Genomic DNA, 26,790 nt, shown 5'->3' with positions numbered 1-26,790 from the left:
ACCGACCCCGCGTTCACCAACCGCTATGGGCGGCTGGCGTGTAACCTCCGACATGAGCGACACGGATCTCTCCACCGCACGCCCCCCAGAAGCCGCCCCTGGCCCCGACGGATTGCCCGTCCTCGGCTCGTTCCTGGAGAACCAACGGGACTTCTTCGCCTTCCGCGACCGCGTCGCCGCCGAATACGGCGGCGTCGCGCGCTACCGGATCCTCGGTCAGGACGTGTTCCTCCTGACCGACCCGGACGCAATCCAGCGCGTGCTCGTCTCCGAGAACCAGCAGTACGTGAAGGGAGATCTGTTCCAGCAGCAGCTCCGGCCGGTGCTCGGCAACGGCCTGCTCAACAGCGAGGGCGACTTCTGGCGCCGGCAGCGACACCTGATCCAGCCGGCGTTCACGCCCGACCGCATCGCGGGCTACGCCGACATGATGGTCGAGACGACCGAGCGGACGAGCGCCCGCTGGGACGACGGCGAGGTCCGCGACGTCCACCGCGACATGATGGGGCTGACCCTCGACATCGTCGCCCGCGCGCTGATGGGCGTCGACATCCGCGACCGTACGCCCGCGATCGGCGGCGCGCTCGACACCGTGATGGAGCAGTCCGCGGGCGGCAGCCTGCTCGATCTCCTTCCGGCGTCGGTACCGACGCTCGGCCGAGAGAAGCTCCGCGAGGCGGTCGCCTCGCTCGACCGCATCGTCGACGAACTGGTCGACGAGAAGCGTCGCGCGCTACGTGAGGGCGAGATCGCGCCCGACGCCGACGTGGTCTCGGCACTCCTCACCGCTGAAGACGAGGACGGCGAGCAGATGGCCGCCGAACAGGTTCGCGACGAGGTGAAGACGCTGCTTTTGGCGGGCCACGAGACGACGGCGCTGTCGCTGACGTTCACGCTTCACCTGCTCGCTCGTCATCCCGATATCGAGCAACGGCTCCTCGACGAACTGGAGGCCGAACTCGGCGACGAGCCCGCCGGCTTCGACACCGTCCGCGATCTCGAGTACCTCGATCAGGTCGTTACCGAGTCGATGCGACTGCTCCCGCCGGTGCACGGGATCCTCCGGGAGCCGACCGAGGACGTTGAACTCGGCGGCTACCGGATCCCGGAGGGAACACCGGTGGCGATCAGCCAGTGGGTCGTTCACCGCGATCCCGCCCACTACGACGACCCGCTCGCGTTTCGGCCCGAGCGGTGGACCGACGAGATGGAACGAGAGCTACACCCGCTGGCGTACTTCCCGTTCTCCTCGGGGCCGCGCCGGTGCGTCGGCGACCGCTTCGCGCTGCTGGAGACAAAGCTGATCCTCGCGACGCTGCTGCGCCGGTTCGCGTTCGAGGTGGTGGACCCGGTCGACCTCGAGGCGAATCTGCAAGCGAGTATCACAACCCGGCCGACGCAACCAGTGCGGATGCGGATTCACGAGCGCTGATCGAGGCGATCGCGGTCCTCCTCGGCGGACGCCACCGCCCGGCGGTTCTTCGCACCTTCGCCGCATTTTATACCGCCGACCCACCGAACAGGGGCATGAACGGCAACGAGTTCGGTCGGCTGTTCCGGCTGACCACCTACGGCGAGAGCCACGGCGAGGCCATGGGATGTACGGTCTCGGGAGTTCCGGCCGGCGTGGAACTGGACGAGGAGCGAATTCAGCGCGATCTCGACCGCCGAAAGCCGGGCCAGTCGATGATCACGACCAGCCGCGGCGAGCCCGACGAGGTGACGATCAACTCCGGCATCCAGGACGGCTACACCACGGGAACGCCGATCGGGATGGTCATCCAGAACAAGGACGCCCGCTCGGGAAAGTACGAGCCGTTCGTCACTGCGCCCCGCCCGAGCCACGGCGACTACACCTACTCCGCGAAGTTCGGCACGCGCAACTGGGGCGGCGGCGGGCGCTCCTCGGCGCGCGAGACCGTCAACTGGGTCGCCGGCGGCGCCGTCGCGAAGGCGGTGCTCGACCAGAGCGACTACGACGTGCAGATCAAAGCCCACGTCAATCAGATCGGTGACATCGTCGCCCCCGACGTGAGCTTCGAGGAGCTGATCGAACACAGCGAGGAGAACGAGGTCCGCTGCGCGCACCCCGAGACCGCCGAGGAGATGCGCGAGTTGATCGACGAGTATCAGCAGGCCGGCGACTCCATCGGCGGGTCCATCGAGTTCGAGGCGCGCGGCGTCCCGCGCGGGCTCGGCGCGCCGCGGTTCGACTCCGTCCCCGCGCGTCTCGGACAGGCGATGATGTCGATCCCGGCGACGACGGCCTTCGAGTTCGGCCTCGGTCGCGAGGCCCGCGAGGTCACGGGCCACGACCGCAACGAGGACTGGGAGTTCGACGAGGGAGACCACCCCGAGACGGTCAGCGAGGAGGGCGACCCGGTCCCCGTCGGCAACGACCACGGCGGCCTGCAGGGCGGCATCACGACCGGCGAGCCGATCCACGGCGAGGTGACCTGGCACGCGCCGACATCGATCCCGAAAGAGCAGACGACGGCCGACTGGGAGACCGGCGAGGAGAAGCAGGTACAGGTCGTCGGGCGCCACGACCCCGTGCTTCCGCCGCGGGCCGTGCCGGTCGTCGAGGCGATGCTGTACTGCACCGTGCTGGACTTCATGCTGCTGGGCGGGCGGATCAATCCCGACCGGCTGGACGGACAGGTCGGCGAGTACGATACCGAGTATCACCCGAGCAGTCCCGAGAACGAGGAGTAAGGCGCGCCCGATAAGGCGATCAGCGGACTCGTTCTCGGTTCGACTCAGTTTCGTGATTCGACGAACTCCCGGATCTCGGCGGCGGTGGACCCTTCGATCGGGTCGGTTCCCCACCGGAACGCCGGGATCGACTCCGCGTCGACGCCGCTGTCACGACCGAACTCGCGGTCTGAGAGCGTCTGGTTCCGCCGCCGCCGAGTTTCTGCCGCTTCGACTACGGCTGCTCCGTCGACGCCGACCTCCGAAGCCGACTCCCGAAGTAGGTCGAACGAGTAGTCCGGGGCCGCCTCGACGATCAGTTCGTGAAACCGCCACGCGTCGGCTCGGGTCCCCCGAGCGCGGACCTCGAACACCGCGCTCGGGAGCAGCATCGACCACTCGTTGACCGGAAGCGGGAACATGAGCAGCGTCGGGCGGAAGGCGCCGTCCGCGAGGAGGTCCGACAGCTTCGGGAACTCCTCGCGCCACCACCGGATCGACGGCTCGTGAGCGTAATCGAAACAGACGAGCACGAGCGTGCCGCCGCCCGCGTATATCTGCTTCACTCCGGGATAGGGTGTGCGAGTTCCCTCGCGATAGCTGAAGGTCTTTGTCTCCTCGGCGGTCGTGAACTCCTCGGTGTGCCAGCCGCCGCGGGGTTCGTCGCGCTCGGAGTCGCCGCGCAGCCAGCCGAGGCAGCCGGACGTTCCGGCGAGTGTCGCGGTACCTGTGGCCGCGAGGAAGTGTCTTCGCGTGGGGCCGTGATCGAACCAATTCATGGTTCGTTTTCCTCTCCCGGGTTAGCGTCGCAGAAATTTACTGTGGCGTACGTTCGCCCGTCCTCGGCGATGTATATCCCGACGCCAATAGTGTCGTGGCTCGGGAGGAGCATCCCCGTGTTGTGTTCCGGGGACTCAATGAATCCACGGAGAATGACTTCTGCGAGCTCCTCTTCCGTCTGTGAATAGCTCCTGTTCCAGAAGACTCCCCTGAGATTTTCGCCACCGCCACCGCAGGCATAACTGCTTTCCTGGACCCGATCAGCGAACGTCTCTCCATCGGGGTTGGTGTGATTGAAGAAATCGCGTGTGGCCATATCGTATGAGTGATGGCGAGCGATACGGGCAAGTCTGGGATCCGACACTAAACGTCCAGAACCACTATCCGCTCGATAGTCGTTTATTTTATCAATCAATATTATTTCAGATAGTGTAACATTAATGTCTTCGCGTGGAGTTTTATTCTCTAACGGCGGGGGAGTTTCGACATCGCTATCCGACTGATGATGGGCAAATTTCGGTGGCTGGGGGCTGGTACCATCCATTTCTACTGGCTCTTGGCTACGGACAACTGGATCGGAATTCGATCCGACGAAAGAGAGACATCCTGCCAGAGAGATCATCGCGACGAGTGCGAGCGCGGTTGTGTACTTCCTATTCACAGTACCGACCTCCGACGGAACAGATCGGTCCGAACAGTTGTGATTTCCATAGCGTCAATAATAATTTATCGTACTTGTATATTCGTAATTAGCCGTCAGCACATGACTGAATCGTGATTGCTCTCCTCAGATCCACACCGAACTTCGACTATACGGAGTGTCCCGGGAATATATGTTCCAGGCTCGGGTCTCTTTAGCGATTGCTCCTGTCTGAGGGTACTTCCCTCGCGCTCCCACAGCCACTCGGTCCAGGAGTCCGTTTCTGCGAAGGTCTCTGTGGTAACGGTGAACTCGCGCTCGCTCGCGTACTCGTGGTAGTGAACTGTTCGGGTTCGTTCAACCTCGGTCTTGTACAGGTAGTCTGTCTCGTAGTACGTGTAGCCACTGTGGTCGTGTCCAGTGTACCAGACATCGGTGTCGTATTGCCAGTTGGAACACTCGCGTGAGAACCCGCCGTATGGACTCAAGTCTAGATCCCAGTTCGTACAGGTCCTCGTTGTTCGCGTGTGCCGCTCGCGGTCGTGGTCGTGTCCGTCGCCGACGACCACGCGCTCGGTTCTGGTCTCGCCGGTGAAACTCCATTCCGAACGCCTGTAGCGGCTCGAAAGCCACTGATACTTGTCTTCGTAGTACGTTTGCTCCTCGGTACGAACGTTCCGTTCTACGAGCTGCCAGTCGTCTCCTTCGCCGTCGGGATCCGACTGCCTGACGCGAGTGATCCGGCGCGAACGCCTTTCGACCCTCGTGCCCTTCGAAACCCAATCGTCCCCGAGCATCGACGGTCGCCCTGCATCGGCTCTCACGGTTACTGTTTGTCCTGTAAAGAACGTCCCGGAGTCGTATACCGATTTTTTGAACCAGTCTTTCCCCGTGGGTCGCTGCTCAGAAATGACTCGTTCTATTGTGCTCCCCGTACGTTCATACCAATACTCCGTATACGATTTCGGCTGGACCGTGACATCGACAGTCTTCAGCGCCTCACCCTTCGGACCCTGCGTCGAGATCAGTCTGGCCTTGTACGTCCCAGGGTCACGATACGTGTGAGCGATCTCGACGTTCTGCAATCCCGACGTCCCCGACCCGCGCGCAGCATCCCCGTCACCGAAGGCGAGGCGGTAGTTCTGGTGCGATCCGACGGTGAACTCGACCTGATCGCCCGGCTCCACCTCTAAGCTGGTCTTTCGTGCGGAATCTCCGGATTTCATCGCATAGAATACGATGTCGTCGTGAGTCTGCACGGAGTGCACGCGGCTCACCCACTTCTGTTCACTCCGGTCGCCGTCAGCATCGACCGCCGAGAGCGACACCTCTCTCGTAACTTTGCCTCCTTGCTCGGAGACGAACATGTGGTGAATCTCCGTGTCTCGGGTGCCGGAAAACCGGCCAAGTGTGTCGACGATGACCGCGCTGTTCGTGTCGTTCACCCGCCATGTGGCGCGGACGATCTTCCGCTCCTCGTGTGTGACGGTTGCGAGAAATTCGTAGGTGCCGAGTTCAACAGAATCTGTTTCCGAAGTCTGTTTTGTGTCGTCAGTGGCGTATCTCGACGAAATTTCCGAGATATAGGGAATGGATTCTCCGGTTCCGAAGCTCGTCTGAGTCTCCACGTTCGTCTCCTTCACTACAGTCACCGTGTTCCCTTCATCGTCCGTAACCGTCGCCGAGACCTCCATCGTGTCCCCGAGCATACCATCGATCTCGACGTTGTTCACGAACTGACTCGATTCGCGCTCCCACTGCGTCTGCCCCGGGTCCCAACTGATCGTCAGTTCTCCTCCGTCCGGATCGTACGCTTCGAGCGTATACTCCTGTGTACTCCCCGCTTTCGCGGTGTCGGGACCGTCGATCGAGACCACCGGGGGCCCCTCGTCGTACACCTCGACGGTTTTCGTCGCCGTCGTTCGCGCGCCGTCGTCGTCGACGACGACGCCGCGAACCGTGTACGTTCCCGGCCGTGAGAACGCGTGCTCGACGACCGCCCCGGTCTCGGAGCGTTCGGGCCACAGTCGTCGAACGACGGTTCCGTCCGGGTCGCTCCCTCGGAGAACGAACGTCGCGTCGTGGCCGGACGCGACGCGGTCGGGGCCCTCGATCCGGGCGGTCGGCCGCTCGTTACTTGGGTCGGTGGAGGCGGACGCGCCCCCGGTGTCATCGTCCGGTGCCAGCACCCGGACGGACTTCCGGAACGTCGTCGTCGCGCCGTCGTCGTCGGTGACACGGACGCTGAACGCGAACGTCTCGCCCGCCGGGAGATCGACGGTTCGGTCGATCTCGCGGGTCGATCGCCCGTCCGACCAGGCGTACGACGTGACCGACCCGTCGGGGTCGTACACGTCGGCGGTGAACGTGGCTCGCTCGCCGCGGACGACGCTGTCCGGTCCGTCGATACGACCGACGGGCGGTTCGTTCGGCTGCGGCGTCGAGTTCGCCGGTCCAGACCCGACGCTCTCCCCCTCGGGGTCGCCGACATCGACGTACAGCGTGTCGCTTCGTTCGACTCCGTGATCGTCTGTGACCGTCAGCGTGACCTCGTATCGGCCGACCGTCGACGCGGTGAACGTCGTCGACACCGCGGTCGGATCGTTCGGTTCGATCTCCCGACCGTCGGGGGTACGGATCGACCACTCGTGAGCGACAAGTTTCCCGTCGGGATCGAGGGAACCGCCGCCGTCGAGCCACACTACCGTGCCGCGTTCGACGTGTTGATCGAGGCCGGCGTCGGCGAGCGGCGGGTCGTTCTCCGCCACCCCGTGTGCGGCGACCGGCGCGGGAACGGTCGCCACGACGAGGAGCGCCGCGACGATCAGTGGAACACATCTCATGCCCTGACGCGAGATATCTCTGTATCTCTTATAAGATTTTAGAATTTCTTGGAAAAATTATCCACGGGAGATCGGAACTTCCGTGCCTCCGTGTCCCGTCGGTCACACAGGGGAGTGGCCAGATATCGATCGACGGAGGTGACACCTGGCGAATCGGTTTGGCTGCCGTAGGTCCGGATCGACTGGACGGTCGATCGGTCCTCGTCGCGATCGATCCTCGAAACCCTCACGATCGACCCTTTGCGAACCTATAGCAAGGCATTTGTCCCGGGCAGAACAATCGTCAAACACTGCCCATCGGAGGGCCGATCAGTACCTATGTCAGCCGACGAACTCATCTGGCGGATCGCTGGCGGGTCGGGCGACGGTATCGCCTCGACCAGTCAGAACTTCGCCAAGGCCCTGATGCGGTCGGGGCTCCACGTCTTCACGCATCGTCACTATCCCTCGCGCATCCGGGGCGGCCACACCTACGTCGAGGTACGCGCCTCCGCCGATCCCGTCAAGTCCCGGGGCGACGGCTACAACTTCCTGCTGGCGCTGGGCGACTCGTTCGCCCGTAACCCGCAGGAAGAAGCCTACTACGGGAACGAGGAAGCCAAGCCGCTCGCGGAGAACCTCGACGAGCTCCGCGAGGGCGGCGTCATCGTCTACGACTCGGGCCTCCTCGATCCCTCGGAGGTACCGAACTTCGACGAGCGCGTCGAGGAGAACAACTGGCACGTGTACGATATCGACCTCCGGTCGCTCGCGCGCGAGCAGGGCCGGGAGGTCATGCGCAACACCGCCGGCGTCGGCGTCACGTGCGCTATCACCGGCATCCCGCTCGAGGCCATCGAGGAGTTGATGCGGGACGCGATGCCCGAGAAGATCCTCGAGCCGAACGTCGAGATCATGGAGACGGCGTACGACCTCGTCCACGAGGAGTACGACGTCGACGCACCCGACGTGTCCGTCCCCACGGGCGACCACGACGAGGATCAGCTGCTCATGTCCGGCTCCGACGCCATCGCCTACGGCGCCATCGACGAGGGGTGCCGCTTCATCGCGGGCTACCCCATGACGCCGTGGACCGAGGTGTTCACCATCATGAGCCAGAACCTGCCCGAACTGGGCGGGATCTCCGAGCAGGTCGAAGACGAGATCGCGGCGGCCGCGCTCGCCATCGGCGCCTCCCACATGGGCGTCAAGGCGATGTCCGGCTCCTCGGGCGGCGGGTTCGCCCTGATGGGCGAGCCGCTTGGCCTCGCGGAGATGACCGAGACGCCGCTGGTGCTCATCGAGGCGATGCGCGCCGGGCCGTCGACGGGGATGCCGACGAAGCCCGAGCAGGCGGACTTAGAACACGTCCTGTACACCTCGCAGGGCGACTCCCAGCGCGTCGTGCTCGCGCCAGGCACCGTCGCCGAGGCGTACGAGGCGTCGCGCCGGGCGTTCCAACTGGCGTACGAGTACCAGATCCCGACGATGATCATCTACGATCAGAAGCTGTCGGGCGAGCTGACGAACGTCCCGGCCTCGCACTTCGACCGCGAGCCCAACGGCGACATCGGTATGACGCTCACCGAGGAGGAACTGGCCGACCAGCCGCACACGGCCGACGGCAAGTTCCACCGCTTCCAGCACGACGGTGAGGACGGCGTCTCGCCGCGCTCGGTGCCCGGTCAGAAGGGCGGTCGCTTCCTCGCGACCGGGAACGAACACAACCCGGCCGGTCACATCGAGGAGGACCCCGACAACCGCGTCGCGCAGATGAACCGTCGCCAGCGCAAGCTCGACGCCATCCGCGCCGACCTCGACGACGACGGCCTGCTCATCGAGTACGGGCCCGAGGACGCCGAATACGGCATCCTCACGTTCGGTTCCCAGCAGGGGACCGTCGAGGAGGCGGTCGACCGCCTCAACGAGAACGGCACGTCGGTGAAGGCGCTGACGGTCGCCGAACTCGCGCCGTACCCCGTCGAGACGGTGCGTGCGTTCCTCGACTCCGTCGAGGAGGCGCTCGTCGTCGAGATGAACGCGTCCGCACAGTTCCGCGGTCTGACCCAGAAGGAGCTCGGCACGCACGGGGAGCTGCTCTCCTCGCTGCTGAAGTACAACGGCAACCCCTTCGAGCCCGCGGAGATCGTCGAAGGGTTCACCACGAAGATCGTCGACGACGGGGAGCTCCCCGGCAACGAGACGAAGTTCGTGCCCGCGGCAGGTGACTGACAATGAGCGCATTCAGTGCAATCGGCGAGGAACGGGAGGTCGACCGCAACGAGTACACGCCCGAGATCGAACCGCAGCCGACGTGGTGTCCGGGCTGTGGCGACTTCGGCGTCCTGAAGTCGCTAAAGGGCGCGCTGCCCGAGGTCGGGCGCACGCCCGAGGAGACGCTGCTCGTGACGGGGATCGGCTGTTCGGGCAAGCTGAACAGCTACCTCGACAGCTACGGGTTCCACACGATCCACGGCCGCTCGCTGCCGGTCGCCCGCGCGGCGAAGCTCGCTAACCCCGACGTCGAAGTGATCGCCGCCGGCGGCGACGGCGACGGCTACGGCATCGGCGGGAACCACTTCATGCACACCGCCCGGGAGAACCACGATATGACGTATATCGTGTTCAACAACGAGATATTCGGGCTGACGAAGGGCCAGACGTCCCCCACCAGCCCGAAGGGGCACAAATCGAAGACGCAGCCCCACGGCTCGGCGAAGACGCCGATCCGTCCGCTCTCGCTGTCGCTGACCTCGGGCGCGTCGTTCGTCGCCCGGACGGCCGCAGTGAACCCGAACCAGGCCCAGCGCATCCTGAAGGAGGCGATGGAGCACGACGGGTTCGCGCACATCGACTTCCTGACGCAGTGTCCGACGTGGAACAAGGACGCCAAGCAGTACGTCCCGTACACGGACATCAACGAGTCCGAGGACTACGACTTCGATCCGACGAACCGCGCCGAGGCGCAGGAGCTGATGCGCGAGACCGAGGACAAACTGTACGAGGGCGAGGTGCTCACCGGCGTGTACTACCGCGACGAGGAGCGCCCCTCCTACCAAGAGGAGAAGCAGCAGATCGGCGAGATGCCCGACGAGCCGCTCGCGGAGCGGTACTTCGACGACGACTACGAGTGGGAGCGTTCGTACGATCGGTTCATCGACAACCACAAGTGAGCCGGCGGCGGGAGTGAGCGGTCGAACCGCACGACTGCGGCACGGTCGAACCGGTCACTCTCGATGATTGCCGTCCCCACGAGTCCCGTTTTCTCATTCGCAAGGTATTTTTTCTGCGGCGCGAAACATATGGCAATGAGTACCTCCTCGACGGCCGACCGCATCCTCGAAGCGCTCGAGGAGGATGCGCAGGCATCCTACGCCGAGATCGCCGACCGCGCCGGCGTCTCGAAACCGACGGTGCGCAAGTACATCAACCGGCTCGAGGACGACGGCGTCATCGTCGGCTACTCCGCGGAGGTCGACCCGAAGAAGCTCTCCGGGCAGACGATCGCGCTCGTGGGCATCGAGGTGGACAGCGAGCGCTACGTCGAGGCGACGCGCGCGTTGCAGGAGCTCGAGTCTGTCGTTTCGCTATACACGTCCTCGGGCGACCACATGTTCATGGCTGAGGTCCGCGCGGCCGACGGCGACGAACTCGGCGACGTGATCTCCGAGGAGATCGGCGGCGTCGAGGGCGTCACCGCGGCGCACCCCTCGGTCCTGCAGGAGCGGCTGAAATAACGATCCGCGCTCGCGGTCATCGGGTCTCACGGTCACCGCGGGTGGCGACGGTTTTTGGGTGTTCGGGGAGTCACTGTCTCGTATGGAGGAGACGCTCCCGGGGGCACCGACGCCGGACGATCGCGACGAGCGCGTCGTCCTCCACGTCGATATGGACTGTTTTTACGCCTCCTGCGAGCGCCTGAAGGAGCCCGAACTCGCGGGCGACCCCGTCGTCGTCGGGATGGGGTACGAGCCGGGCGAGACGATCGGCGCGGTCGCGACTGCGAGCTACGAGGCGCGCGAGTTCGGCGTCGAGTCGGCTCAACCCATCTCGGGGGCGCTGGAGCGGCTGCCCCGCGTCGCCGACGCGGATCCCGCGGACCCGGACGCGCCGGATCCCGCGGAGTCGGGCCACTACCGTCCCGTCGACATGGCGTTCTACAAGGAGGTCGCCTCGACGGTGAAGGGCGTTCTCCACGACGCCGCCGATACGGTCCGGGAGGTGAGCATCGACGAGGCGTACCTCGACGTGACCGACCGGACCTCGTGGGAGACCGGCGACGGCTCGGGCGACGCCCCACTGGCGGAAGGGCTCGCCCGCCACGTCCGCGAGCGCATCGAGCGCGAGGCCGGCGTGCCCGCCAGCGTCGGCGTCGCGCCGAACATGGCGACCGCGAAGGTCGCCTCCGACTACGACAAGCCCGAGGGACTCACCGTCGTCGAGCCCGGCGAGGCCGCCGACTTCCTTGCACCGCTGTCCGTCTCCGACATCCACGGCGTCGGCCCGGTCACCGCGAGCGATCTCGCGGAGATGAACATCGAGACGGCCGGCGACCTCGCGGCGGCGGACCCGGCGGACCTGGAGGCGCGGTTCGGCTCGCGCGGCAGGGAGTTCCACGAGCGCGCGAACGGGAGAGACGACCGCGAGGTGACGCCCGCGGGACGTCCGAAGTCGCTGTCGCGTGAGTCCGCGAGCCGGACTGGCGACGCCGACACCCAACGCGAGCGGGTTCGCGCCCTCGCGGCCGACGTGGCCGAGCGAGCGCGCTCGCGCGGGGCGATGTACCGCACCATCGGCGTGAAGGTCGTCCGCCCGCCGTTCGACGTGAACACGCGCGCCGACTCGCTGCCGGGCCCGGTCGACGACCCGGACCTCGTCGAGGAGGTGGCGCTCGACCTCCTCGAGGAGTTCGCGGGCGAGTCGGTTCGGAAGCTCGGCGTTCGGGTGTCGAACCTCTCGTTTGCCGCCGAGGAACAGGCGACCCTCGGCGGATACGAGGGCGTCGCCGCCGGCGACGCGAGCGCGGCAACCGCCGCCGAACCCACGGGCGAGGGTACGGATGACGGCGCCCCACGACGCGCACTCTCGGGGGACGCGACACTCGATGAGTGGGCCGACGAGGGCGATACGGACGCCGAGCGGGAACGCCGGCGGCGACGACGAGGGCAGGTCGACCTCGGGGAGTTCGAGTAGCGCGGGACGGCGCCGTCGACGTCCACGCGCCGCCGTCCGCCGACGGACCTTTCGGGCGCCGACGACACAACTCGAGTATGGCAGGCGTCGCGACCGGACTCGTGCTCGGGAGTCTCGTGGGCGCGGTAGCGACGGCCGCGGGGTCGTACTTCGTGTTCCGCCGGCGGCGACGCGCCGAGACGGACCATCTCCGGCTCGCGTTCCGGACCGAACTGGAGGCGCTGTCGTACGTGGCGGACCTGGCCGAGGAGGGCCGCTACGAGGCGCTCGCAGCGAGCGTCGAGCCGCCGCAGGTGTACGAGAGCAACGCCGACCGCGTGGGACATCTGACGGACGGTGAAGTGGAGACGCTGGTCGCCTTCTACACGGACCTGTACTGGCTTCGCGACCAGCAGGACATCGAGGACAAGAAGGAGCGCGCCGACGAGGTGGCCCGCAAGTGGCACGAGGCGGTCGAGGCGGTCCGGGCAGCCGGGTGACCGGCCGCCTTCGCCGGTGTCGTTCGGCGCCGGCACACCGTGTGGCTACAGCCGTCGCCGCCCGCTCACGCCGACGGCGTCGGCGAACAGCGGTAGCGCGGGGATGACCGTCTCGACCGGCCCGCCGTTGAACTCGACGAACAGCCCGGCGATGTCGTCGACGGCGTCCTCGTCGAATCCGGCCGCCAGCGCCGCCTCCCGCGAGAGCGCCGGGCGGTAGGCGAGCCCCTCGACGTACTCGTCGACGACCGCCGATGCGTCCGCGAGGGTGGCCTCGAACTCGTCCGAGCGCAGGTGCGGTTCGAGGTCGGTCCACAGCCGGTCGAGGAAGCCGGGCCACTGCGCGAGACAGCGGTAGACGCTCGGGAGCCCCTCGTCGAAGCCGTGGAAGTCCCGGATCGACGCGACCGTCCCGGCGGCCGACTCGGGGACGTCGTCGACGGCGACCATCGAGGGGTCGAGTCCGCGGTTCGCGTCCAGCCCCGCGGGGTACGGCTCGGTCGCGCTCCGATCGTCGGGGACCGCGGTCCCCACGTCGCCGCCGTTCATCGCCCGGTCGACCAGCTCGAACAGCACCGCGAGCCGCGGCGCGACGGCGTCGAAGGTGCCGATCTGGCCGCGCAACTCCCGCGCCTCCGCCGGCGCGAGGTCGAGATCGCCGGGACGGTAGCGGGGGCCGTCGACGGCCGAGAGCACCGCGTCGCGGTACGCGACCGACGCCGCGGCGAACGCGCGCGTCTCGAATGCGGGCTTCACTTGGCCCCACAGGTATCGAGTGAACTCGGGGTGGTTCGCCGTCGCCGTCCGCCAGATCCAGTTGACGACCGGCGCGCGGAAGGTGTGTCGGATGTCGTCGTACAGACCGGCCCGCCAGCCGGTCGCGTCGGCCGCGTGGAGTTCGAGGCTCGTGTCCATGCGCGAGCTGTCGACCGGTGGGCACCTAAACCCACACCGCGGCTGTGTTCTCGACGCGTCCCGGGATGCCGGCTCCGGCAACGTCGGGGGCGTCTATCCGCAGCTTCCGACGACCCCCGGCGTCTGACGCGCGTCGGACGCGACTGCAGAAGTTTAAGCCCGGTGGGAAGCCAGGGTTCGGTAATGAGCGACGAGACCATCACCGTCGCGGACGTGAGCGACGGAGCCGGCGGGGAGTCGGGGCTGTCGGCGGGCACGCCCATCTCGCTTCCGGTGGTCGAGATCCTGACTGGGCGCGGGTTCATCACAGGGAAATCGGGGTCCGGCAAGTCCAACACCGCCTCGGTCGTCATCGAGAAACTGCTCTCGAACAGCTTTCCGGTGCTCATCGTCGACTCCGACGGGGAGTACTACGGGCTGAAAGAGGAGTTCGAGATACTCCACGTCGGCGCCGACGAGGAGTGTGACATCCAGGTGTCGAGCGAGCACGCGGGGAAGATCGCGTCGCTCGCCTTAGAGGAGAACGTCCCGATCATCCTCGACGTCTCGGGCTACCTCGACGAGGACGAGGCCTCCGAACTGATCCGCGAGACGGCCAGACAGCTGTTCGCCAAGGAGAAGAAGCTGAAGAAGCCGTTCCTGATGCTCGTCGAGGAGTGTCACGAGTACATCCCCGAGGGCGCGGGGATGGACAAGACGGGCAAGACGCTGATCAAGATCGGCAAGCGAGGACGCAAGCACGGCCTCGGCATCGTCGGCATCTCCCAGCGCCCGGCGGACGTGAAGAAGGACTTCATCACCCAGTGCGACTGGCTGTGCTGGCATCGGCTCACCTGGGACAACGACACGAAGGTCGTCTCGCGGATCCTCGGCAGCAAGTACGGCGAGGCCATCGAGGACATGGACGACGGGGAGGCGTTCCTGATGACCGACTGGGCCGAGTCCATTCGGCGAGTGCAGTTTCACCGCAAGCAGACGTTCGACGCGGGCGCGACGCCCGGCCTCGACGACTTCGAGCGGCCCGACCTCAAGTCGGTCTCCGGGGATCTGGTGTCGGAGCTGCAGACGATCACCGACGAGCGCGAGCGGACCGAATCGGAGCTCGCGGACCTCAGACAGGAACTCGACAAGAAGGAGCAGCGGATCACGCAGCTCGAACGGGAACTGGAGGAGGCGCGCGACATGTCGGAGATGGCCGACACCTTCGCGCAGGCGCTGTTGCAGAAGGCGGACGCGCCGTATCGCGGCGGGGACGAGGGATCTCCCGGCGAGGATCCGGTCGCCGCCGCGCCGACCTCCCACGACGGCTCCGCGCCCGAACCGCGGCGTCGCGACGGGGACGCCGCGTTCGGGGGGCGGCCGGCCGACGACCAGGCCGAGCTTCACGACTACGAGGAGTCGACCGCTGCGGCGGGCGGGACGCCCGCATCGGCCCGAGCGGCTACCGGGGTAGACACGCGTGACGGCGACGCTGCCGCGTCCGAGGACGCCGAGGGGCAGGTGGCCGCCGCGACCGCCACAGTCGCCGACGACGGAACCGCGGCGGCGACGGAGGCGAGCGATGCCGCCGGCGACGCTGCCGACGCGACGGGGGACGCGAGCGACGAGCGCGAGGGGAGCGCGCCCCCGCCCACCGACGGTGTCGACATCTCGCCGGCCCGCTCGCGCTCGGGGTTCGACGGCGTCGAGGACGCGGCGGCGTTCCTCGACGGCGACGAACTGCGCCACCGTGAGGCCGTCGTCGCGGGGGTCGCCCGCGCGGTGGAGTCGCTGGAGGACGTCACCCGAGGAATGCTCGGCGCGTATCGACATGCCGGCCGCACGACGCCGGTCGAGGCACACCGCGCCGCCGACGGCTCCGGCAACCGGCGGTACGCGTACGCCCGCAACAAGGTGCTCCGGCGCGCCGGCTTCGTGGAGCACCGCAGCCGCGGGGAGTACGCCTACACGCTCCCGGCGCTCGTCCGGCGCGTGTACGGCGAGCACACCGACGAACAGGACCTCGTCGAGGTGATCGCGGAGATCGAGGCGCGCGCCGGCCTCGACCCGGACGTGGCGCCATGACGCTGAAGCTGCCCCCCAGCGGCGCGGATCGCTGGCGGCTCGCGGCGCACGCCCGGGTGATCGTCTACGAGACCGACGACGGCAACGAACTCCTCACCGTGTACGACTGCGGCGCCGCACAGAAGCCGCCGTCCGCGCAGCTGATCGGTAACCTCGTCCGGGTGAACGCCGATCACGAGCTCGAACACGGGCCCACCGGCTACGCCGTGAGCATGCGCGAGGCGGCGGACCTGGTGAAACAGGACGAGCACCACTACGTGATCGAGGCCGTGGACTGAGTTTCTAGCACGTCAGTAGATACCACACCGGAGCAAGCCTCTTGTCGCGTCCCACTAACAGTGACTCGATGGAGACCTCTTCCTCGTCCCGCTGACCGACGCGTCGGCGAGGACGCGTCGGTCGGCACGGCAGGGGTGACGGCACCCCTGGGACGGACGGCCGATGGAACGAGCGACCGCGGGTTGGACCCGTCGGGACTCCCCTCCCGACGGCGACCGGCGCGCGGTCACGACACACAGTGAACGTACGAGACAGACTCGACGGCGGGCGCGCGGTCGTCGCCGCCCGCGACGCGGACGAGACACCCGACACGACGGAGATCCGGCGCCTCGCGGAGGCTGCGGGCTACGACGTAGTCGGCGAAGTAACCCAGCGGCGCGCGGAGGACTTGCGGTACAACCTCGGCGGCGGGAAGGCGCGGGAGCTGGCGACTGCCGTCGCCGAAGCGGACGCCGATGCGGTCGTCTTCGACGGCGAGCTCTCGCCGGGGCAGTACACCGACCTGTTGGAGCTGTTCCCGGCCGGGACGACGCTGACGGATCGCTACCGGCTGGTCCTAGAGATATTCGCCGATGGCGCCGGATCGACGGCCGCGACAACGCAGGTGGATCTGGCGACGCTCCGGTACGAGCTTCCCCGGGTGCGCCGCGCGACCGAGGAATCGCTGTTGAACGCGGCGACCGAGAAGGGATCGCCCGTCCTCGACATGGAGAAGCGTATCGACGCGATGGAGGCGAAGCTGGACGAGCTGACCGACGCGGCCGCCGCCCGCCGGGCGCGACGACGCGCGGAGGGGTTCGACTTGGTCGCGCTCGCGGGCTACACGAACGCGGGGAAGTCGACGCTGCTGCGCCGGCTGGCGGACGACGTCGACGCGGAGTCCTCGGGCACCTCGGGCGACGACGCGTTCGGCGACGAGAACCTGAACGACGACCTCGCGGAGTCGGTGACGGTCGAGGACCGCCTCTTCGAGACGCTGGAGACGACGACGCGGCGGGCGACGCTGGAGGGACGCCGGGTACTGCTCACCGACACGGTCGGACTGGTGGCGGACCTCCCGCACGACCTCGTGCGCTCGTTCTCGGCGACGCTCGACGAGGTCGGCGCCGCCGACGCCGTGCTCGCGGTGGTCGACGCCGGCGCCGACGAGGACCGCCTCCGCCGGCGCGTCGAGACGACCGTGGAGGTGCTCGCGGCCGACGCGACGGGCCCCGTGATCCCCGTGATGAACAAGGTAGACCGGCTGGACGCTGCAGGTCGAGAGGCCGCGCTCGGGATCGTCGCTGACGTGCTCGCCGAATCCGGCGTGGAGACCCGCGAACCCGTGGCGATCAGCGCGCTCGACGGGACGGGGATCGACGACCTCCGCGACGCGGTAGTCGCGTCGCTCCCGGGTTCGACGGCGACGTTCGAGCTGCCGCCCTCGGGGGAGTCGCAGGCGTTCGTCTCGTGGCTCCACGAGCGCGGCGACGCCGACGTGACGTACGGGCCCGAGTCGATCGAGGTCAGGTTCGCGGGCAAGCCGTCCGTCGTCGACGAGGCGGAGCGTCGGGCAGCCGACCTTCGGCCGGCAGATGTCCGGACAGACAGCAAGGACGGGTAGCCGAAGGCACATCCCCGTGGAACACCTTCTGCCGATATGGACGTGACGCTCGAACTTCCGACGGGCGAGACAGTCGGGACCGACGAGGTGTTCGACTTCAACGGCTACCCGTACCGGTTTCGTCCCCTCGATCACGCGGAGTACGCGTTCGCGCTCTCGCCGCTGGTGTGGGGCGGCGGCGACATGGACGTGCCGTTCGAGGACCGGGCGGCGCTCCGCGAGCAGTGGGGGCCCGAGTCGCGCGGCGTTCGCAGCGACGAGGAGTGGCGCGACTGGCTGGTCGAGGCCCGGGCGGACGACCGCTTCGGCGATGGCGAGCTCGACGCGGTGGAACGAGAACTGTTCGGCGGCGGCCCTGAGACGGGCGACGGAATTCTCGGCCGTCTTCGACGCGCGCTCGGCCGATAGCGACGCCTACTTTCCGCGCATTCGCACGTCGCAGTCGAGACACACCTCGATGCCCGCGATCCAGTTCACCTCCGACCGCCCGCACTCGGGACAGACGTAGGTCGCGTTGTTGTGCTCGGTCGTGCCCCGCGGCGGCGCGAGGAAGCCGGTCTCCGAGACCGTCTCGGCGACCGTCGGCATCCGGGAGCGCTTGATCCGGGGGCGGCGGGCGAGGTAGTCGCCGGAGCTCGGGTCCGACCCGTGAAGGTCGTCCCAGTCGAAGGCGTGAGGCGTGTTCCGGGCGGCCTGCTGGGCCCCCAAACGGACGGCCTCGAACAGCGGCTCGGTCGCCCGCGAGAGCGGATCGGGGTCCGCAGCGTCGCGGTACAGATCGACAGCCCGGTCGTACGCGTCCGCGCCGTTATTGTCGATGCCGCCGGCGGCGCCGAGATCACCCATCGCCTCGAAACAACACGCGCGCTCGGCGTCGGAGTCGAAGCGGCTCGCGTAGTCGGCCGCGACCGCGCTGCCCTCACGGGCGCGCAGGCCGGCGCGGCGGTCGACCCCGGCGGCGCGGTACGCGAACGTCGCGAGGAGGAGGTATCGGATCCCGTACCCGCCGTACGTCGCGTCGGCCCCCAGTACCTCGCGGTCGGCCGCTTCCGCCTCGAGGCCGGCGAGGGCGCCGCGCCCGACAACCGTGTACAGGTCGCCCGCGCGGGCGGGGTCGCGGTCGACGAGCGCGCGCACCGCCGCGGATCGGCGGGCCGTCGGGTTCGTGTCCGTCATCGTCTCCGGAAGGGACCGCACGATGGTGAATCCTGGGCCGTCGGGCGGTCGATCCCGTCGCCGGAACTCGACCGCGAGCCGCCCGGTGTGAGCACGCTTAAGAAGCGTCCACCACTTCTCTCGCGCATGAACACGCGCGACCTCTCGGCGAACGCGCCGTACGTCCCCGGCCGCGGCGTCGAGGAGGTGGCCCGCGATCTCGGGCTCGACCCGGCGGAACTGGTGAAACTCTCCTCGAACGAGAACCCGTTCGGCCCCTCGCCGAGGGCCGTCGCGGCCGCGAGGGAGGCCGCAGAGTCCGCTCACGTCTACCCGAAGGCCGCCCACGCGGACCTCACCGAGGCGCTGGCCGAGACGTGGGACCTCGCCCCCGAGCAGGTGTGGGTGAGCCCGGGCGCCGACGGGGCGCTGGATTACCTCGCGCGGGCGATGCTCTCGCCGGGCGACCGGGTGCTCGTTCCGGAGCCGGGGTTCGCGTACTACCCGATGAGCGCCCGCTATCATCACGGCGAGGTCTCGACGTACCCGCTCCGGAAGGCGGACGGGTTCGCGCAGACCGCCGACGCGGTCCTCGACGCCTACGACGGGGAGCGGATCGTCTACGTGACGACCCCGCACAACCCCGCCGGCACCGAGCTTCCGCGGGAGGAACTCGTCGCGCTGCTGGAGGCTGTCGACGAGGAGACGCTCGTCGTCGCCGACGAGGCGTACGGCGAGTACACCGAGGCGCCCTCCGCGGCGGGCCTCCTCGACGAGTACGAGAACGTCGCGGTCACGCGCACCTTCTCGAAGGCGTACGGGCTCGCGGGGCTGCGGATCGGATACGCGCTCGTCCCGGAGGCGTGGGCCGACGCGTACGCCCGCGTGAACACGCCGTTCGCGGCCAACGCCGTCGCGCTGGACGCCGCGCTCGCGGCGCTCGACGATGACGAGCACGTCGAGAAAAGCGTCGAGTCGGCGAAGTGGGCTCGCGAGTACATCGCCGACGAGTTGGACGCGCCCACGTTCGAGAGCGCCGGCAACTTCGTCCTCGCGGAGGTGGGCGACGGGAGCGCCGTCGCCGAGCGCGCACGGGAGCGGGGCGTCATCGTCCGCGACACCGGCTCGTTCGGGCTCCCAGAGTGCGTCCGGGTCTCCTGTGGAACCGAAGAGGACACGCGCGAGGCGGTCGCGACGCTGAACGAGGTGCTCGCGGACCTGGAGCCCGGGGTCGAAGCGTGACCGACGGCGCCGACGCGACGGAGCCGGACGGCGAGGATGCGGTCGGCGCGACGTCCACCGACGGCGATATCGGCGTCGACGGCGGTGGTCCCGTCGACCGCCTCGTCGTCACGGGCACGCCCGGGACGGGCAAGACGACGGCGACGGACCTGCTCGCCGAGAAATACGGCCTTCCGATCGTCCACCTCAACGACCTGATCCGCGAGGAGGGGCTGTACACCGACCGCGACGAGGAGCGCGACTCGCTCGTCGCCGACCTCGACGCCGTCGCCGAGCACCTCGGCGAGTGGACGGGCGTCGTCGACTCCCACCTGGCCCATTATCTCGACGCCGACCGCGTCGCGGTGTTGCGGTGCCGCCCCGACGTGCTCGAACGACGGCTCGTCGAGCGCGGGGAAAGCGAGGCGAGCGCCCGGGAGAACCGCGAGAGCGAGGCGCTCGACGTGATTCTCGGCGAGGCGGTCGAACGGTTCGGCGAGGACCGGGTGTACGAGATCGAGACGACCGACCGCGACCCCGACGAGGTCGCGACCGAACTCGGGCGGGTGCTCGACGGTGACCGCGAGCCCTCGGCCGGCGAGGTCGACTTCCTGGAGTACCGATGACGCTGGATCAGTTCCGACCGCTGGCGGAGAAGGGGCTGTCGCCGTTCGTCCGTGCGGCCGACGCGCTCGGGCTCTCGCCTGACGGCGTAAGCGTGCTCGCGTTCGCGTGTGCGGTCGCCGGGGGGGTCGCGTTCGGCCTCGCACCCCCCTCGGAGGCGCCGCTGTCGTACGTCGCCGGGTCGGCGCTCGTGTTCGCGAACGGCTGGCTCGATCTCGTTGACGGCGCGCTCGCACGGGCACAGGGCACCGACTCCTCCGGCGGCGACCTGCTGGACCACGTGCTCGACCGCTACGCGGACATCGCGCTGCTCGTGGGACTCGCGGCCGGGATCGGCCGCTACGGACTCGGCCTCGCGGCGGTGACGGGCGTGTTGATGACCTCGTATCTCGGCACGCAGATCCAGGCCGTCGGTATCGGCCGCGAGTACGGGGGGCTGTTGGGTCGTGCGGACCGGCTCGCGCTCGTCGGCGTCGTCGGCGTCGTCGCCGCGGCGGTCCCGGGACCGCTCGTCGCGGGCCTGGGTGCGGTCGCCCTGCTGCTCGTCGTGTTCGCAGTCGTCGGCCATTTCACCGCGGTCCAGCGCTTCTGGGGCGCCTGGTCGGATATCCGGTGACGCTCCGTCGGGTGAGGCACGTGCGTGGACGGGTATTTTTGTCCCCCCGGGGGGAATGGCGAAGGTATGACCGGCACGACGGACGGACCCGACGCCGACGGGCCGATCGGCCGGAGGTCCGATCGGCCGCTCTCGGCGGCGCTGGCCGAGCTCGACGACGGGTGTTGCGTGCTCGTCACCGGGGACGTCTCCGACGAGGCCTACCGCGTCGCGTCGTCGCGGTATTTCGGCGCGCCGCACCGGCGGCGCCGGCGAGTGCTCGCGCTCACGACGGGCGCAACGGAGGCACCGAACGCGTGGCTTCCCGACGGCGTCGACGCCGCGAACGACGACGCCGCGGTCGTCCGCCTCGACGGGGCGGTCCGGGATCCGGCCGCCGCATCCGGAACGGACGTGAGCGCCTCGAGCGGGTTCGACTCGGCCTCCGAAGCGGCCGGCACGACGGGAACGGCCGGCGACTCCGACGCCGGGCCGGATCGGCTGGACCTCGACGGGGGCGTCGACGAGGACGCCGGCCCGACGGCGGTCGGGGACCCGGGGGCCATCCGAACCGCGGTGCTGGACGCCATCGCCGATGTCGACGGGGATCGTTCCGACCGGCTGGGGCTTCGCGTCGGCGTCTACCGGATCGACATGCTCAGTGCGACGCTGGGGGGCGACGCGACGGGGTCGCTGTTGCGCGAGGTGTCGCGGACCACACGCGACCGCGGCGGCATGGCACACTTTCATCTCCCTCGCCCCGTCAGCGGGGAGCCCCGTTCGGACCCCGTTGTCGCCGAGTTCGTCGAGTTGCTCGACGACGAACTCGACGTGATCGTCGAGCTTCGGCGTCGCGAAACGGCGTCCGTTCCAGAGGAACGATGGCACATCATCGGCTGGGGAACGACAGAATGGAACGCCCTTCGGTGACCGTATGACGACACGAGACTCCGGACCGTCGACGAGCGCGGATGCCGCCGTCGACGGCGCCGGCGATACCGACGCGGCCGCGGTTCGACTCGTCCCGGCACGGGGTCGCAGCCCCGGACGCTTCGAGCTCGTCGACGCGATCGAGGAGGTTCGCCTTCCGGTCGCCGCGGCGGGTACTGCTGTCGGATCCCATCCCTCGGCGACGCGACTCGCGGCGGCCGACCGGTTTCACGCGCCCGTCGACGGCTGTTGGGCCGTCGAGGCCACGTCGATAACGCCGCTTTGTACGGCCGACGTGTACGTTCGGGACGCGGAGAACTCCCTGGTCGCCACCGCGACGGCGGAAGCGCCCGCCCGGATCCCCCAGGGTCCGCACGTCCTCGAGCTGTCGACGGCCCCCGTGAAGACGTACGTCGCCGTCGACGGACCGGCGCGCGTCTCCTACGAGGACCGATACCCGCAGGTTTCGCTGGAGATCCCGGGGAGCGACTCCAGCTCCGCCGTCGGCGCCGGGGTCGCCGGCGACGAACGCTGCGCCCACGGTCGCCGCGACGACACGGGGAAGATCCTGCTCGGCGCGCGGTCGCGGCGCACGTCGCCGGCGGGGACCGTGACGGTACCCGAGTCGCCGGCGGGGCTCGCACGGGCGATCTCGACGTTCGGGTCGGCGCTGGCGACCACCTCCCCGGAGCGTTCGTTCCCGACGCTGCGGGGACACCCGCCGTTGATCGAGCGCGGCGAGACGTTCGCGACGCCGCGGTTCGTCGAGCGCGTCGACACGGGCGTCACCCTGGGGCTGCCGTTCGAGTACGACGCGCTGTTCTCGGCGACGCCGCTCGCGTTCTACCTGGCCGCGACCGTCGAGAAGAGCGCAGAGCCGTATCTCCGCGCGGGCGAGTACCGGCACGACCTACCGCGGGACCCCGACGCGCTCGCCGCCGAGCTGGAAGATCTCCTGCGGCACTGTTTCACCCTCGATTGCGCGACGCGGGCCTGCGCTGCGGGCCTGTACGACGTGAACCTTCACGTCCACGAGGTGCTCACCGAGCGTCTCGATCCGCCGTGGACGGAGTGGTACGAGGCCGACCTCGCCGAGCGGACCGCCGCCTACCTCGACGTACCGCCGGATGCGACGCTCGACTGCCTCGAGTGGCCCCACACGACGGACGTAGTGCCCGCCGCCGAGAACGACTCGGCGCTGCCGTTCCTCGCGGCCGACCTGTCGGTGGTGCGTTCGCCGCCGCCACGGAGTACGGCGACGAGCGACGGCGGCGTGACCGAACTCGACGACTTCGTTCGCGCCTCGCGAGACGCGGTCCGCGGCGCGACGCTGACGCGGAGCGCCGACGCCGAAGCCCCCGCGACGCGCACTCCGAGGACGACCAGCGGTCCGACCCAGAACGCCCTCGACGACTCCGAATCGATCGTGACTCCGCAGTCGGCCGATAGCATCGCACAAGCGTGGATCGGCCCGGGGTTCCCCATGCGGGCGGCAAAGCCGACCGTCGAGACGTATCGGCGACGCCTCGATCGTACGCCAGCTGAGGACCTCACCATCGGCGTCACCGTCGTCTGCAACGACGAGGCGATGATCGACGAGTTGGGCGACACGTACGGCTTCCGCGATCACGTCACCTTCGACATCCGCGAGGAGCGCGATCTGACCCGCGACGAGCTTCGCGACCTGCTCGCCGAGGAACACGACTTCTTCCACTACGTCGGGCACGTCGACGAGCGCGGCATGGAGTGTGCGGACGGCTTCCTCGACCTCCGGAGCCTCGAACGGACGGGCGTCGACGCGTTCCTCCTCAACGCCTGCACGTCCTACCAGCAGGGGATGGGACTGGTCGAGGCGGGCGCGCTCGGCGGCGTGGTGTCGCTGACGGACCTGCCGAACTCGCTGGCGACCCGGGTCGGCCGCGACCTGGCGCGGCTGTTCGACGCCGGCTTCCCCCTGTACGCCGCGCTCGACGTGGTCGGGACGGGACCGTTCGCCGAGAGCGCGTACAGTATCGCGGGGGATCCGCTGGTGCAGTTGTGTCAGTGTTCAACTGGGGTTGGATTCCTGTTGGAGATCTCAGAAACCGATTTGGAAGAACGAGAAGTGCAAGTTACTCCGAACTGGTATCCGACAAAGCGACATGGCTTGGGTGGTATGGCGAAGCCGATCATGATGGGGGTAGAGAAACAGTGGATCGGAACTGGGGGTACCAGCAGAATTATTACTTCGGTCGACAGGCTGTTTGAGTGCCTGAAGTCCGGCAGATTCCCAGTACGGTTTGACGGCGAGCTATTGTGGAATCTGGATATTACCGAGGAGATGCTGGCATCTACGGACCAGACGTGACTGTCGCACCCGCAACCGCACTCCCCGCACTCGACAGGAGCAGCACGAGCGAGAACAGCGCGCCCATCATCCGCGGGTGGTCGGCGAGCCAGTGCGACATCGTTGCATCACTTTCGGACATTGTACTTGCAGCGATGGTTGGTTTCAAAATCAAGATATCGGAAATATTCTGATATCAACTCGCCCGAACCAACTACTGATATTTCGAATATATATACGATCCCCGAACGGGACGATGGTGGCACACGTTTTATACCGCACACCGCGCTAGGTCGAGGTATGCCCCAGTGTGAGATGTGCGGCGCGGAGAAGGCGTCGCTCACCACCACGAAAGTCGAGGGCGCGGAGCTGGAGTTATGCTCGGACTGTTCGGACTTCGGCACCGAGGTCCGCACGGAGAGCGCCTCCTCGGCGTCCACGAAGTACTCCACCTCCTCGTCTTCGTCTTCCTCGTCGAGTTCCGGGAGCGGGGGCTCCTCGTCGTCCTCCTCGTCGTCCTCGCGGCGCCAGCACGACATGTTCGACGACATGGAGACAGTCACGGGCGACTACGACGACCGGATCCGGCAGGCTCGGGAGTCGACCGGGCTGAGCCAGGAGGACCTCGCGAGCGACATCAACGAGAAGGCCTCGGTCATCCGAAAGCTCGAGCGCGGGGACATCCTCCCCTCCGACGGCGTCCAACAGAAGCTCGAGAAGAAGCTCGGCATCTCGCTGGTCGAGGGCGAGTCCGTCGACGACGCCGACTGGGAGAGCTCCTCATCGGGGAACATGACCCTCGGCGACGTGGTCAAGCGCAACGACGAGTAGTCGACGGCGCCAGATAACGGGGATCGCTCCGATCGTCCGCAACCGCTGTCGCGACCGAAGCGACTTTTCACGCGTCCCCACGACAGTGTTCTCGTGAGCGACTCCGACACCCTGATCCTCGTCAACCTGAAGGCGTACCCGTGCAACCCCGTCGAGATCGCCGAGGCGTGCGCGACCGTCGCCGACGACACCGGCGCGCGCGTCGCCGTCGCACCGCAGGCGGCGCACCTCCCGGCCGTGGCCGACACCGGCGTCGAGACATGGGCCCAGCACGTCTCGCCCGTCGAGCACGGTAGCCACACCGGATCGACGCTCGCGGAGGCGGTCGCCGACGCGGGCGCGACGGGGACGCTGATCAACCACTCCGAGAACCGGCTGAAGCTGGCCGACATCGACGCCTCGCTCGCGGCGGCCGATCGTGCGGATCTCGAGACGGTCGTGTGCGCGAACAACCCCGCGCAGTGCGGCGCCGCCGCGGCGCTTGGCCCCGACGCAGTGGCCGTCGAGCCGCCCGAACTCATCGGCGGCGACGTATCGGTCGCGACCGCGGACCCGGCGATCGTGGAGGACTCCGTCGCCGCGGTAGAGGCGGTCGACGCCGACGTGGACCTGTTCTGCGGCGCCGGCGTCTCAACCGGCGAGGACGTGGCCGCCGCGGGCGAGTTGGGCGCGACGGGCGTGCTTCTCGCCTCCGGCGTGGCGAAGGCAGACGACCCCGAGGCGGTGCTTCGGGACCTGGTCTCGGGCCTGTAGACCGAGCGCGGAGAAACGCGGCCCGTCGGCCGTCGGGGTCCATCCCTCGCTACTGCGGACGACGGATCGGTGGTTCAGCCCTGCCGCACGTCGTGTTCGAGGACGCCGACGCCCTCGATCTCTACCTCGACATGGTCGCCGTCCGAGAGCGGGCCGACGCCCGCGGGCGTTCCGGTCGCGACCACGTCGCCCGGCTCCAGCGTCATGTACGTCGTGATCTCCTCGACGAGTTCGGGGATGGAGAACATGAAGTAGTCGCGCGAAGACGACTGATTCGTCTCCCCGTTCACGCGGAGCTCGACGGCGGCGTCGTCCGGGACGTGCTCGGGATCGGCGATGCAGGGGCCGATCGGCGCGGCGCCGTCGAACGCCTTCCCGCGCACCCAGTTTTGCTCCTCGTTCTGGTCGTCGCGGTTCGACACGTCGTCGAGACAGGTGAAGCCCGCGACGTAGTCCATCGCGTCCGCGGCGGCGACGTTGCGCGCCTGCTCGCCGATCACGAACGCGATCTCGGCCTCGTGATCGACGCGTTCCTTCCCGGTCGGGAGCGTGACCGTCGAGCCGGGGGTGGCGACGGCGTTCGGCGGCTTGAGGAACAGCAGCGGGCGGTCGGGAACCTCGTTGCCGAGCTCCTCGGCGTGGTCGGCGTAGTTGCGACCGACGCAGACGATCTTCGACGGCTCGCAGGGCGCGAGCAGGTCGACGTCGTCGGACTCGGTGTCGTACGTCTCGCCGCCCGCGGTCACGCTGCCGTCGTCGTACGTGCCGCGGCGAACGGTGCCTGCCGGGTCGCGGATCCGTGCGTAGCGCATTGCCGGCGAGTCGGCTGGCCGGGGCTTAGGCGTTTGGAGTCGAAGCCCTCGCGGTGTCGCCGCGAGGGTCGAAA

Annotated in this window: 26 protein-coding genes and 1 pseudogene; 19 read left to right on the top strand and 8 right to left on the bottom strand. The window is 68.1% G+C overall.

Annotated features, from left to right (window positions below; genetic code table 11):
* Positions 1-52: 52 nt before the first annotated feature.
* Both K6T25_RS12425 and aroC read left to right on the top strand, forming a co-directional pair.
* Positions 53-1,432 carry a cytochrome P450 gene (locus K6T25_RS12425; protein ID WP_222914531.1) on the top strand — a complete coding sequence of 460 codons (1,380 nt, stop codon included), beginning with the start codon at positions 53-55 and terminating at the stop codon, positions 1,430-1,432.
* Positions 1,433-1,527: 95 nt separating this feature from the next.
* Positions 1,528-2,715 carry a chorismate synthase gene (gene aroC / locus K6T25_RS12420; RefSeq protein WP_222914529.1) on the top strand — a complete coding sequence of 396 codons (1,188 nt, stop codon included), beginning with the start codon at positions 1,528-1,530 and terminating at the stop codon, positions 2,713-2,715.
* A gap of 44 nt (positions 2,716-2,759) precedes the next feature.
* Here the strand turns inward: aroC and K6T25_RS12415 are convergent, their stop codons facing one another.
* The 4 genes and pseudogenes from K6T25_RS12415 to K6T25_RS15765 all read right to left on the bottom strand — a co-directional run.
* On the bottom strand, positions 2,760-3,473 hold the full coding sequence (locus K6T25_RS12415) for a DsbA family protein (protein ID WP_222914527.1): 714 nt from the start codon (positions 3,471-3,473) through the stop codon (positions 2,760-2,762).
* Complete coding sequence (locus tag K6T25_RS12410) at positions 3,470-4,135, bottom strand: CAP domain-containing protein (RefSeq protein WP_222914525.1); 666 nt, start codon at positions 4,133-4,135, stop codon at positions 3,470-3,472. Before K6T25_RS12410 ends, K6T25_RS12415 begins: the two co-directional genes overlap by 4 nt.
* 95 nt (positions 4,136-4,230) lie before the next feature.
* The gene (locus K6T25_RS12405) at positions 4,231-6,468 is read right to left on the bottom strand and encodes a PKD domain-containing protein (protein WP_225917854.1); all 2,238 of its coding nucleotides are present in this window, start codon (positions 6,466-6,468) and stop codon (positions 4,231-4,233) included.
* A gap of 192 nt (positions 6,469-6,660) precedes the next feature.
* Positions 6,661-6,816: pseudogene (locus K6T25_RS15765) on the bottom strand (PKD domain-containing protein); the annotation flags it as partial.
* Between K6T25_RS15765 and K6T25_RS15580 the strand changes: the two are divergent.
* The 6 genes from K6T25_RS15580 to K6T25_RS12380 all read left to right on the top strand — a co-directional run bounded on the left by K6T25_RS15580 (position 6,763) and on the right by K6T25_RS12380 (position 12,608).
* Positions 6,763-6,999, top strand: a complete 237-nt coding sequence (locus K6T25_RS15580) for a hypothetical protein (protein WP_225917873.1) — start codon at positions 6,763-6,765, stop codon at positions 6,997-6,999. The pseudogene K6T25_RS15765 and the gene K6T25_RS15580 overlap by 54 nt on opposite strands.
* 276 nt (positions 7,000-7,275) lie before the next feature.
* The gene (locus K6T25_RS12400; RefSeq protein ID WP_222914521.1) at positions 7,276-9,168 is read left to right on the top strand and encodes a 2-oxoacid:acceptor oxidoreductase subunit alpha; all 1,893 of its coding nucleotides are present in this window, start codon (positions 7,276-7,278) and stop codon (positions 9,166-9,168) included.
* A 2-nt stretch (positions 9,169-9,170) separates the two neighbouring features.
* Positions 9,171-10,109, top strand: a complete 939-nt coding sequence (locus tag K6T25_RS12395) for a thiamine pyrophosphate-dependent enzyme (RefSeq protein ID WP_222914520.1) — start codon at positions 9,171-9,173, stop codon at positions 10,107-10,109.
* Between the two features lie 135 nt (positions 10,110-10,244).
* The gene (gene lrpA1 / locus K6T25_RS12390; protein ID WP_222914517.1) at positions 10,245-10,673 is read left to right on the top strand and encodes an HTH-type transcriptional regulator LrpA1; all 429 of its coding nucleotides are present in this window, start codon (positions 10,245-10,247) and stop codon (positions 10,671-10,673) included.
* Positions 10,674-10,755: 82 nt separating this feature from the next.
* Complete coding sequence (locus K6T25_RS12385; protein ID WP_222914515.1) at positions 10,756-12,129, top strand: DNA polymerase Y family protein; 1,374 nt, start codon at positions 10,756-10,758, stop codon at positions 12,127-12,129.
* Between the two features lie 77 nt (positions 12,130-12,206).
* Positions 12,207-12,608, top strand: coding sequence for a hypothetical protein (locus tag K6T25_RS12380; RefSeq protein WP_222914514.1), 402 nt, complete (start codon positions 12,207-12,209; stop codon positions 12,606-12,608).
* 45 nt (positions 12,609-12,653) lie between these two features.
* Here K6T25_RS12380 and K6T25_RS12375 read toward each other — a convergent pair whose 3' ends face one another.
* Positions 12,654-13,523, bottom strand: a complete 870-nt coding sequence (locus tag K6T25_RS12375) for a halocarboxylic acid dehydrogenase DehI family protein (RefSeq protein ID WP_222914512.1) — start codon at positions 13,521-13,523, stop codon at positions 12,654-12,656.
* A 183-nt stretch (positions 13,524-13,706) separates the two neighbouring features.
* Here K6T25_RS12375 and K6T25_RS12370 point away from each other — a divergent pair, with 183 nt between their 5' ends.
* From K6T25_RS12370 to K6T25_RS12355, 4 genes are all read left to right on the top strand, one after another.
* Positions 13,707-15,587 (top strand): helicase HerA domain-containing protein, encoded by a 1,881-nt coding sequence (locus tag K6T25_RS12370; RefSeq protein WP_222914510.1) that lies wholly within the window; start codon positions 13,707-13,709, stop codon positions 15,585-15,587.
* Complete coding sequence (locus K6T25_RS12365) at positions 15,584-15,865, top strand: hypothetical protein (protein ID WP_222914508.1); 282 nt, start codon at positions 15,584-15,586, stop codon at positions 15,863-15,865. The genes K6T25_RS12370 and K6T25_RS12365 overlap by 4 nt, the downstream gene beginning before the upstream one ends.
* A 239-nt stretch (positions 15,866-16,104) precedes the next feature.
* Positions 16,105-17,469: a GTPase HflX gene (gene hflX, locus K6T25_RS12360; protein WP_222914506.1), complete on the top strand. Its 1,365-nt coding sequence runs from the start codon at positions 16,105-16,107 to the stop codon at positions 17,467-17,469.
* Between the two features lie 36 nt (positions 17,470-17,505).
* A complete protein-coding gene (locus K6T25_RS12355) occupies positions 17,506-17,877 on the top strand; it encodes a hypothetical protein (RefSeq protein WP_222914504.1) in 372 nt (123 codons plus the stop codon).
* 6 nt (positions 17,878-17,883) lie between these two features.
* Here the strand turns inward: K6T25_RS12355 and K6T25_RS12350 are convergent, their stop codons facing one another.
* The gene (locus K6T25_RS12350) at positions 17,884-18,645 is read right to left on the bottom strand and encodes a hypothetical protein (RefSeq protein ID WP_222914502.1); all 762 of its coding nucleotides are present in this window, start codon (positions 18,643-18,645) and stop codon (positions 17,884-17,886) included.
* Between the two features lie 126 nt (positions 18,646-18,771).
* Here K6T25_RS12350 and hisC point away from each other — a divergent pair, with 126 nt between their 5' ends.
* From hisC to K6T25_RS12325, 5 genes are all read left to right on the top strand, one after another.
* Positions 18,772-19,866: a histidinol-phosphate transaminase gene (hisC, locus tag K6T25_RS12345; protein ID WP_222914500.1), complete on the top strand. Its 1,095-nt coding sequence runs from the start codon at positions 18,772-18,774 to the stop codon at positions 19,864-19,866.
* 68 nt (positions 19,867-19,934) lie between these two features.
* Entirely contained in the window at positions 19,935-20,471 is a 537-nt protein-coding gene (locus tag K6T25_RS12340; RefSeq protein WP_225917853.1) for an adenylate kinase family protein, read from the top strand.
* Entirely contained in the window at positions 20,468-21,085 is a 618-nt protein-coding gene (locus K6T25_RS12335; RefSeq protein WP_222914496.1) for a CDP-alcohol phosphatidyltransferase family protein, read from the top strand. Before K6T25_RS12340 ends, K6T25_RS12335 begins: the two co-directional genes overlap by 4 nt.
* 66 nt (positions 21,086-21,151) lie before the next feature.
* Positions 21,152-21,994: a DUF7504 family protein gene (locus K6T25_RS12330; RefSeq protein ID WP_222914494.1), complete on the top strand. Its 843-nt coding sequence runs from the start codon at positions 21,152-21,154 to the stop codon at positions 21,992-21,994.
* 4 nt (positions 21,995-21,998) lie between these two features.
* Complete coding sequence (locus K6T25_RS12325) at positions 21,999-24,341, top strand: hypothetical protein (protein WP_222914492.1); 2,343 nt, start codon at positions 21,999-22,001, stop codon at positions 24,339-24,341.
* Here the strand turns inward: K6T25_RS12325 and K6T25_RS15795 are convergent.
* Positions 24,325-24,408, bottom strand: coding sequence for a DUF7503 family protein (locus tag K6T25_RS15795; protein WP_425600882.1), 84 nt, complete (start codon positions 24,406-24,408; stop codon positions 24,325-24,327). The two genes, K6T25_RS12325 and K6T25_RS15795, sit on opposite strands and share 17 nt — an antisense overlap.
* Positions 24,409-24,620: 212 nt before the next feature.
* Here K6T25_RS15795 and K6T25_RS12320 point away from each other — a divergent pair, with 212 nt between their 5' ends.
* Positions 24,621-25,151: a multiprotein bridging factor aMBF1 gene (locus tag K6T25_RS12320; RefSeq protein ID WP_222914489.1), complete on the top strand. Its 531-nt coding sequence runs from the start codon at positions 24,621-24,623 to the stop codon at positions 25,149-25,151.
* Positions 25,152-25,244: 93 nt separating this feature from the next.
* Entirely contained in the window at positions 25,245-25,904 is a 660-nt protein-coding gene (gene tpiA / locus K6T25_RS12315) for a triose-phosphate isomerase (RefSeq protein ID WP_225917745.1), read from the top strand.
* A 74-nt stretch (positions 25,905-25,978) separates the two neighbouring features.
* Here the strand turns inward: tpiA and K6T25_RS12310 are convergent, their stop codons facing one another.
* Positions 25,979-26,716: a fumarylacetoacetate hydrolase family protein gene (locus tag K6T25_RS12310; RefSeq protein WP_222914487.1), complete on the bottom strand. Its 738-nt coding sequence runs from the start codon at positions 26,714-26,716 to the stop codon at positions 25,979-25,981.
* Positions 26,717-26,790 lie beyond the last annotated feature (74 nt).

The sequence above is a fragment of the Halobaculum rubrum genome (assembly GCF_019880225.1).
GTDB lineage: Archaea > Halobacteriota > Halobacteria > Halobacteriales > Haloferacaceae > Halobaculum > Halobaculum rubrum.
This window is presented reverse-complemented; position numbering and strand designations above follow the sequence as displayed.

Coding starts and splice junctions, on each gene's coding strand:
- K6T25_RS12380 (WP_222914514.1), top strand. CDS start 12,207: ATGGCAGGCGTCGCGACCGGACTCGTGCTCGGGAGTCTCGTGGGCGCG.
- lrpA1 (WP_222914517.1), top strand. CDS start 10,245: ATGAGTACCTCCTCGACGGCCGACCGCATCCTCGAAGCGCTCGAGGAG.
- K6T25_RS12415 (WP_222914527.1), bottom strand. CDS start 3,473: ATGAATTGGTTCGATCACGGCCCCACGCGAAGACACTTCCTCGCGGCC.
- hisC (WP_222914500.1), top strand. CDS start 18,772: ATGAACACGCGCGACCTCTCGGCGAACGCGCCGTACGTCCCCGGCCGC.
- K6T25_RS12375 (WP_222914512.1), bottom strand. CDS start 13,523: ATGGACACGAGCCTCGAACTCCACGCGGCCGACGCGACCGGCTGGCGG.
- K6T25_RS12330 (WP_222914494.1), top strand. CDS start 21,152: ATGACCGGCACGACGGACGGACCCGACGCCGACGGGCCGATCGGCCGG.
- K6T25_RS15795 (WP_425600882.1), bottom strand. CDS start 24,408: ATGGGCGCGCTGTTCTCGCTCGTGCTGCTCCTGTCGAGTGCGGGGAGT.
- K6T25_RS12365 (WP_222914508.1), top strand. CDS start 15,584: ATGACGCTGAAGCTGCCCCCCAGCGGCGCGGATCGCTGGCGGCTCGCG.
- K6T25_RS12325 (WP_222914492.1), top strand. CDS start 21,999: ATGACGACACGAGACTCCGGACCGTCGACGAGCGCGGATGCCGCCGTC.
- K6T25_RS12395 (WP_222914520.1), top strand. CDS start 9,171: ATGAGCGCATTCAGTGCAATCGGCGAGGAACGGGAGGTCGACCGCAAC.
- K6T25_RS12350 (WP_222914502.1), bottom strand. CDS start 18,645: ATGACGGACACGAACCCGACGGCCCGCCGATCCGCGGCGGTGCGCGCG.
- K6T25_RS12310 (WP_222914487.1), bottom strand. CDS start 26,716: ATGCGCTACGCACGGATCCGCGACCCGGCAGGCACCGTTCGCCGCGGC.
- K6T25_RS12335 (WP_222914496.1), top strand. CDS start 20,468: ATGACGCTGGATCAGTTCCGACCGCTGGCGGAGAAGGGGCTGTCGCCG.
- K6T25_RS12425 (WP_222914531.1), top strand. CDS start 53: ATGAGCGACACGGATCTCTCCACCGCACGCCCCCCAGAAGCCGCCCCT.
- K6T25_RS12385 (WP_222914515.1), top strand. CDS start 10,756: ATGGAGGAGACGCTCCCGGGGGCACCGACGCCGGACGATCGCGACGAG.
- K6T25_RS12355 (WP_222914504.1), top strand. CDS start 17,506: ATGGACGTGACGCTCGAACTTCCGACGGGCGAGACAGTCGGGACCGAC.
- K6T25_RS12320 (WP_222914489.1), top strand. CDS start 24,621: ATGCCCCAGTGTGAGATGTGCGGCGCGGAGAAGGCGTCGCTCACCACC.
- aroC (WP_222914529.1), top strand. CDS start 1,528: ATGAACGGCAACGAGTTCGGTCGGCTGTTCCGGCTGACCACCTACGGC.
- K6T25_RS12370 (WP_222914510.1), top strand. CDS start 13,707: ATGAGCGACGAGACCATCACCGTCGCGGACGTGAGCGACGGAGCCGGC.
- K6T25_RS12400 (WP_222914521.1), top strand. CDS start 7,276: ATGTCAGCCGACGAACTCATCTGGCGGATCGCTGGCGGGTCGGGCGAC.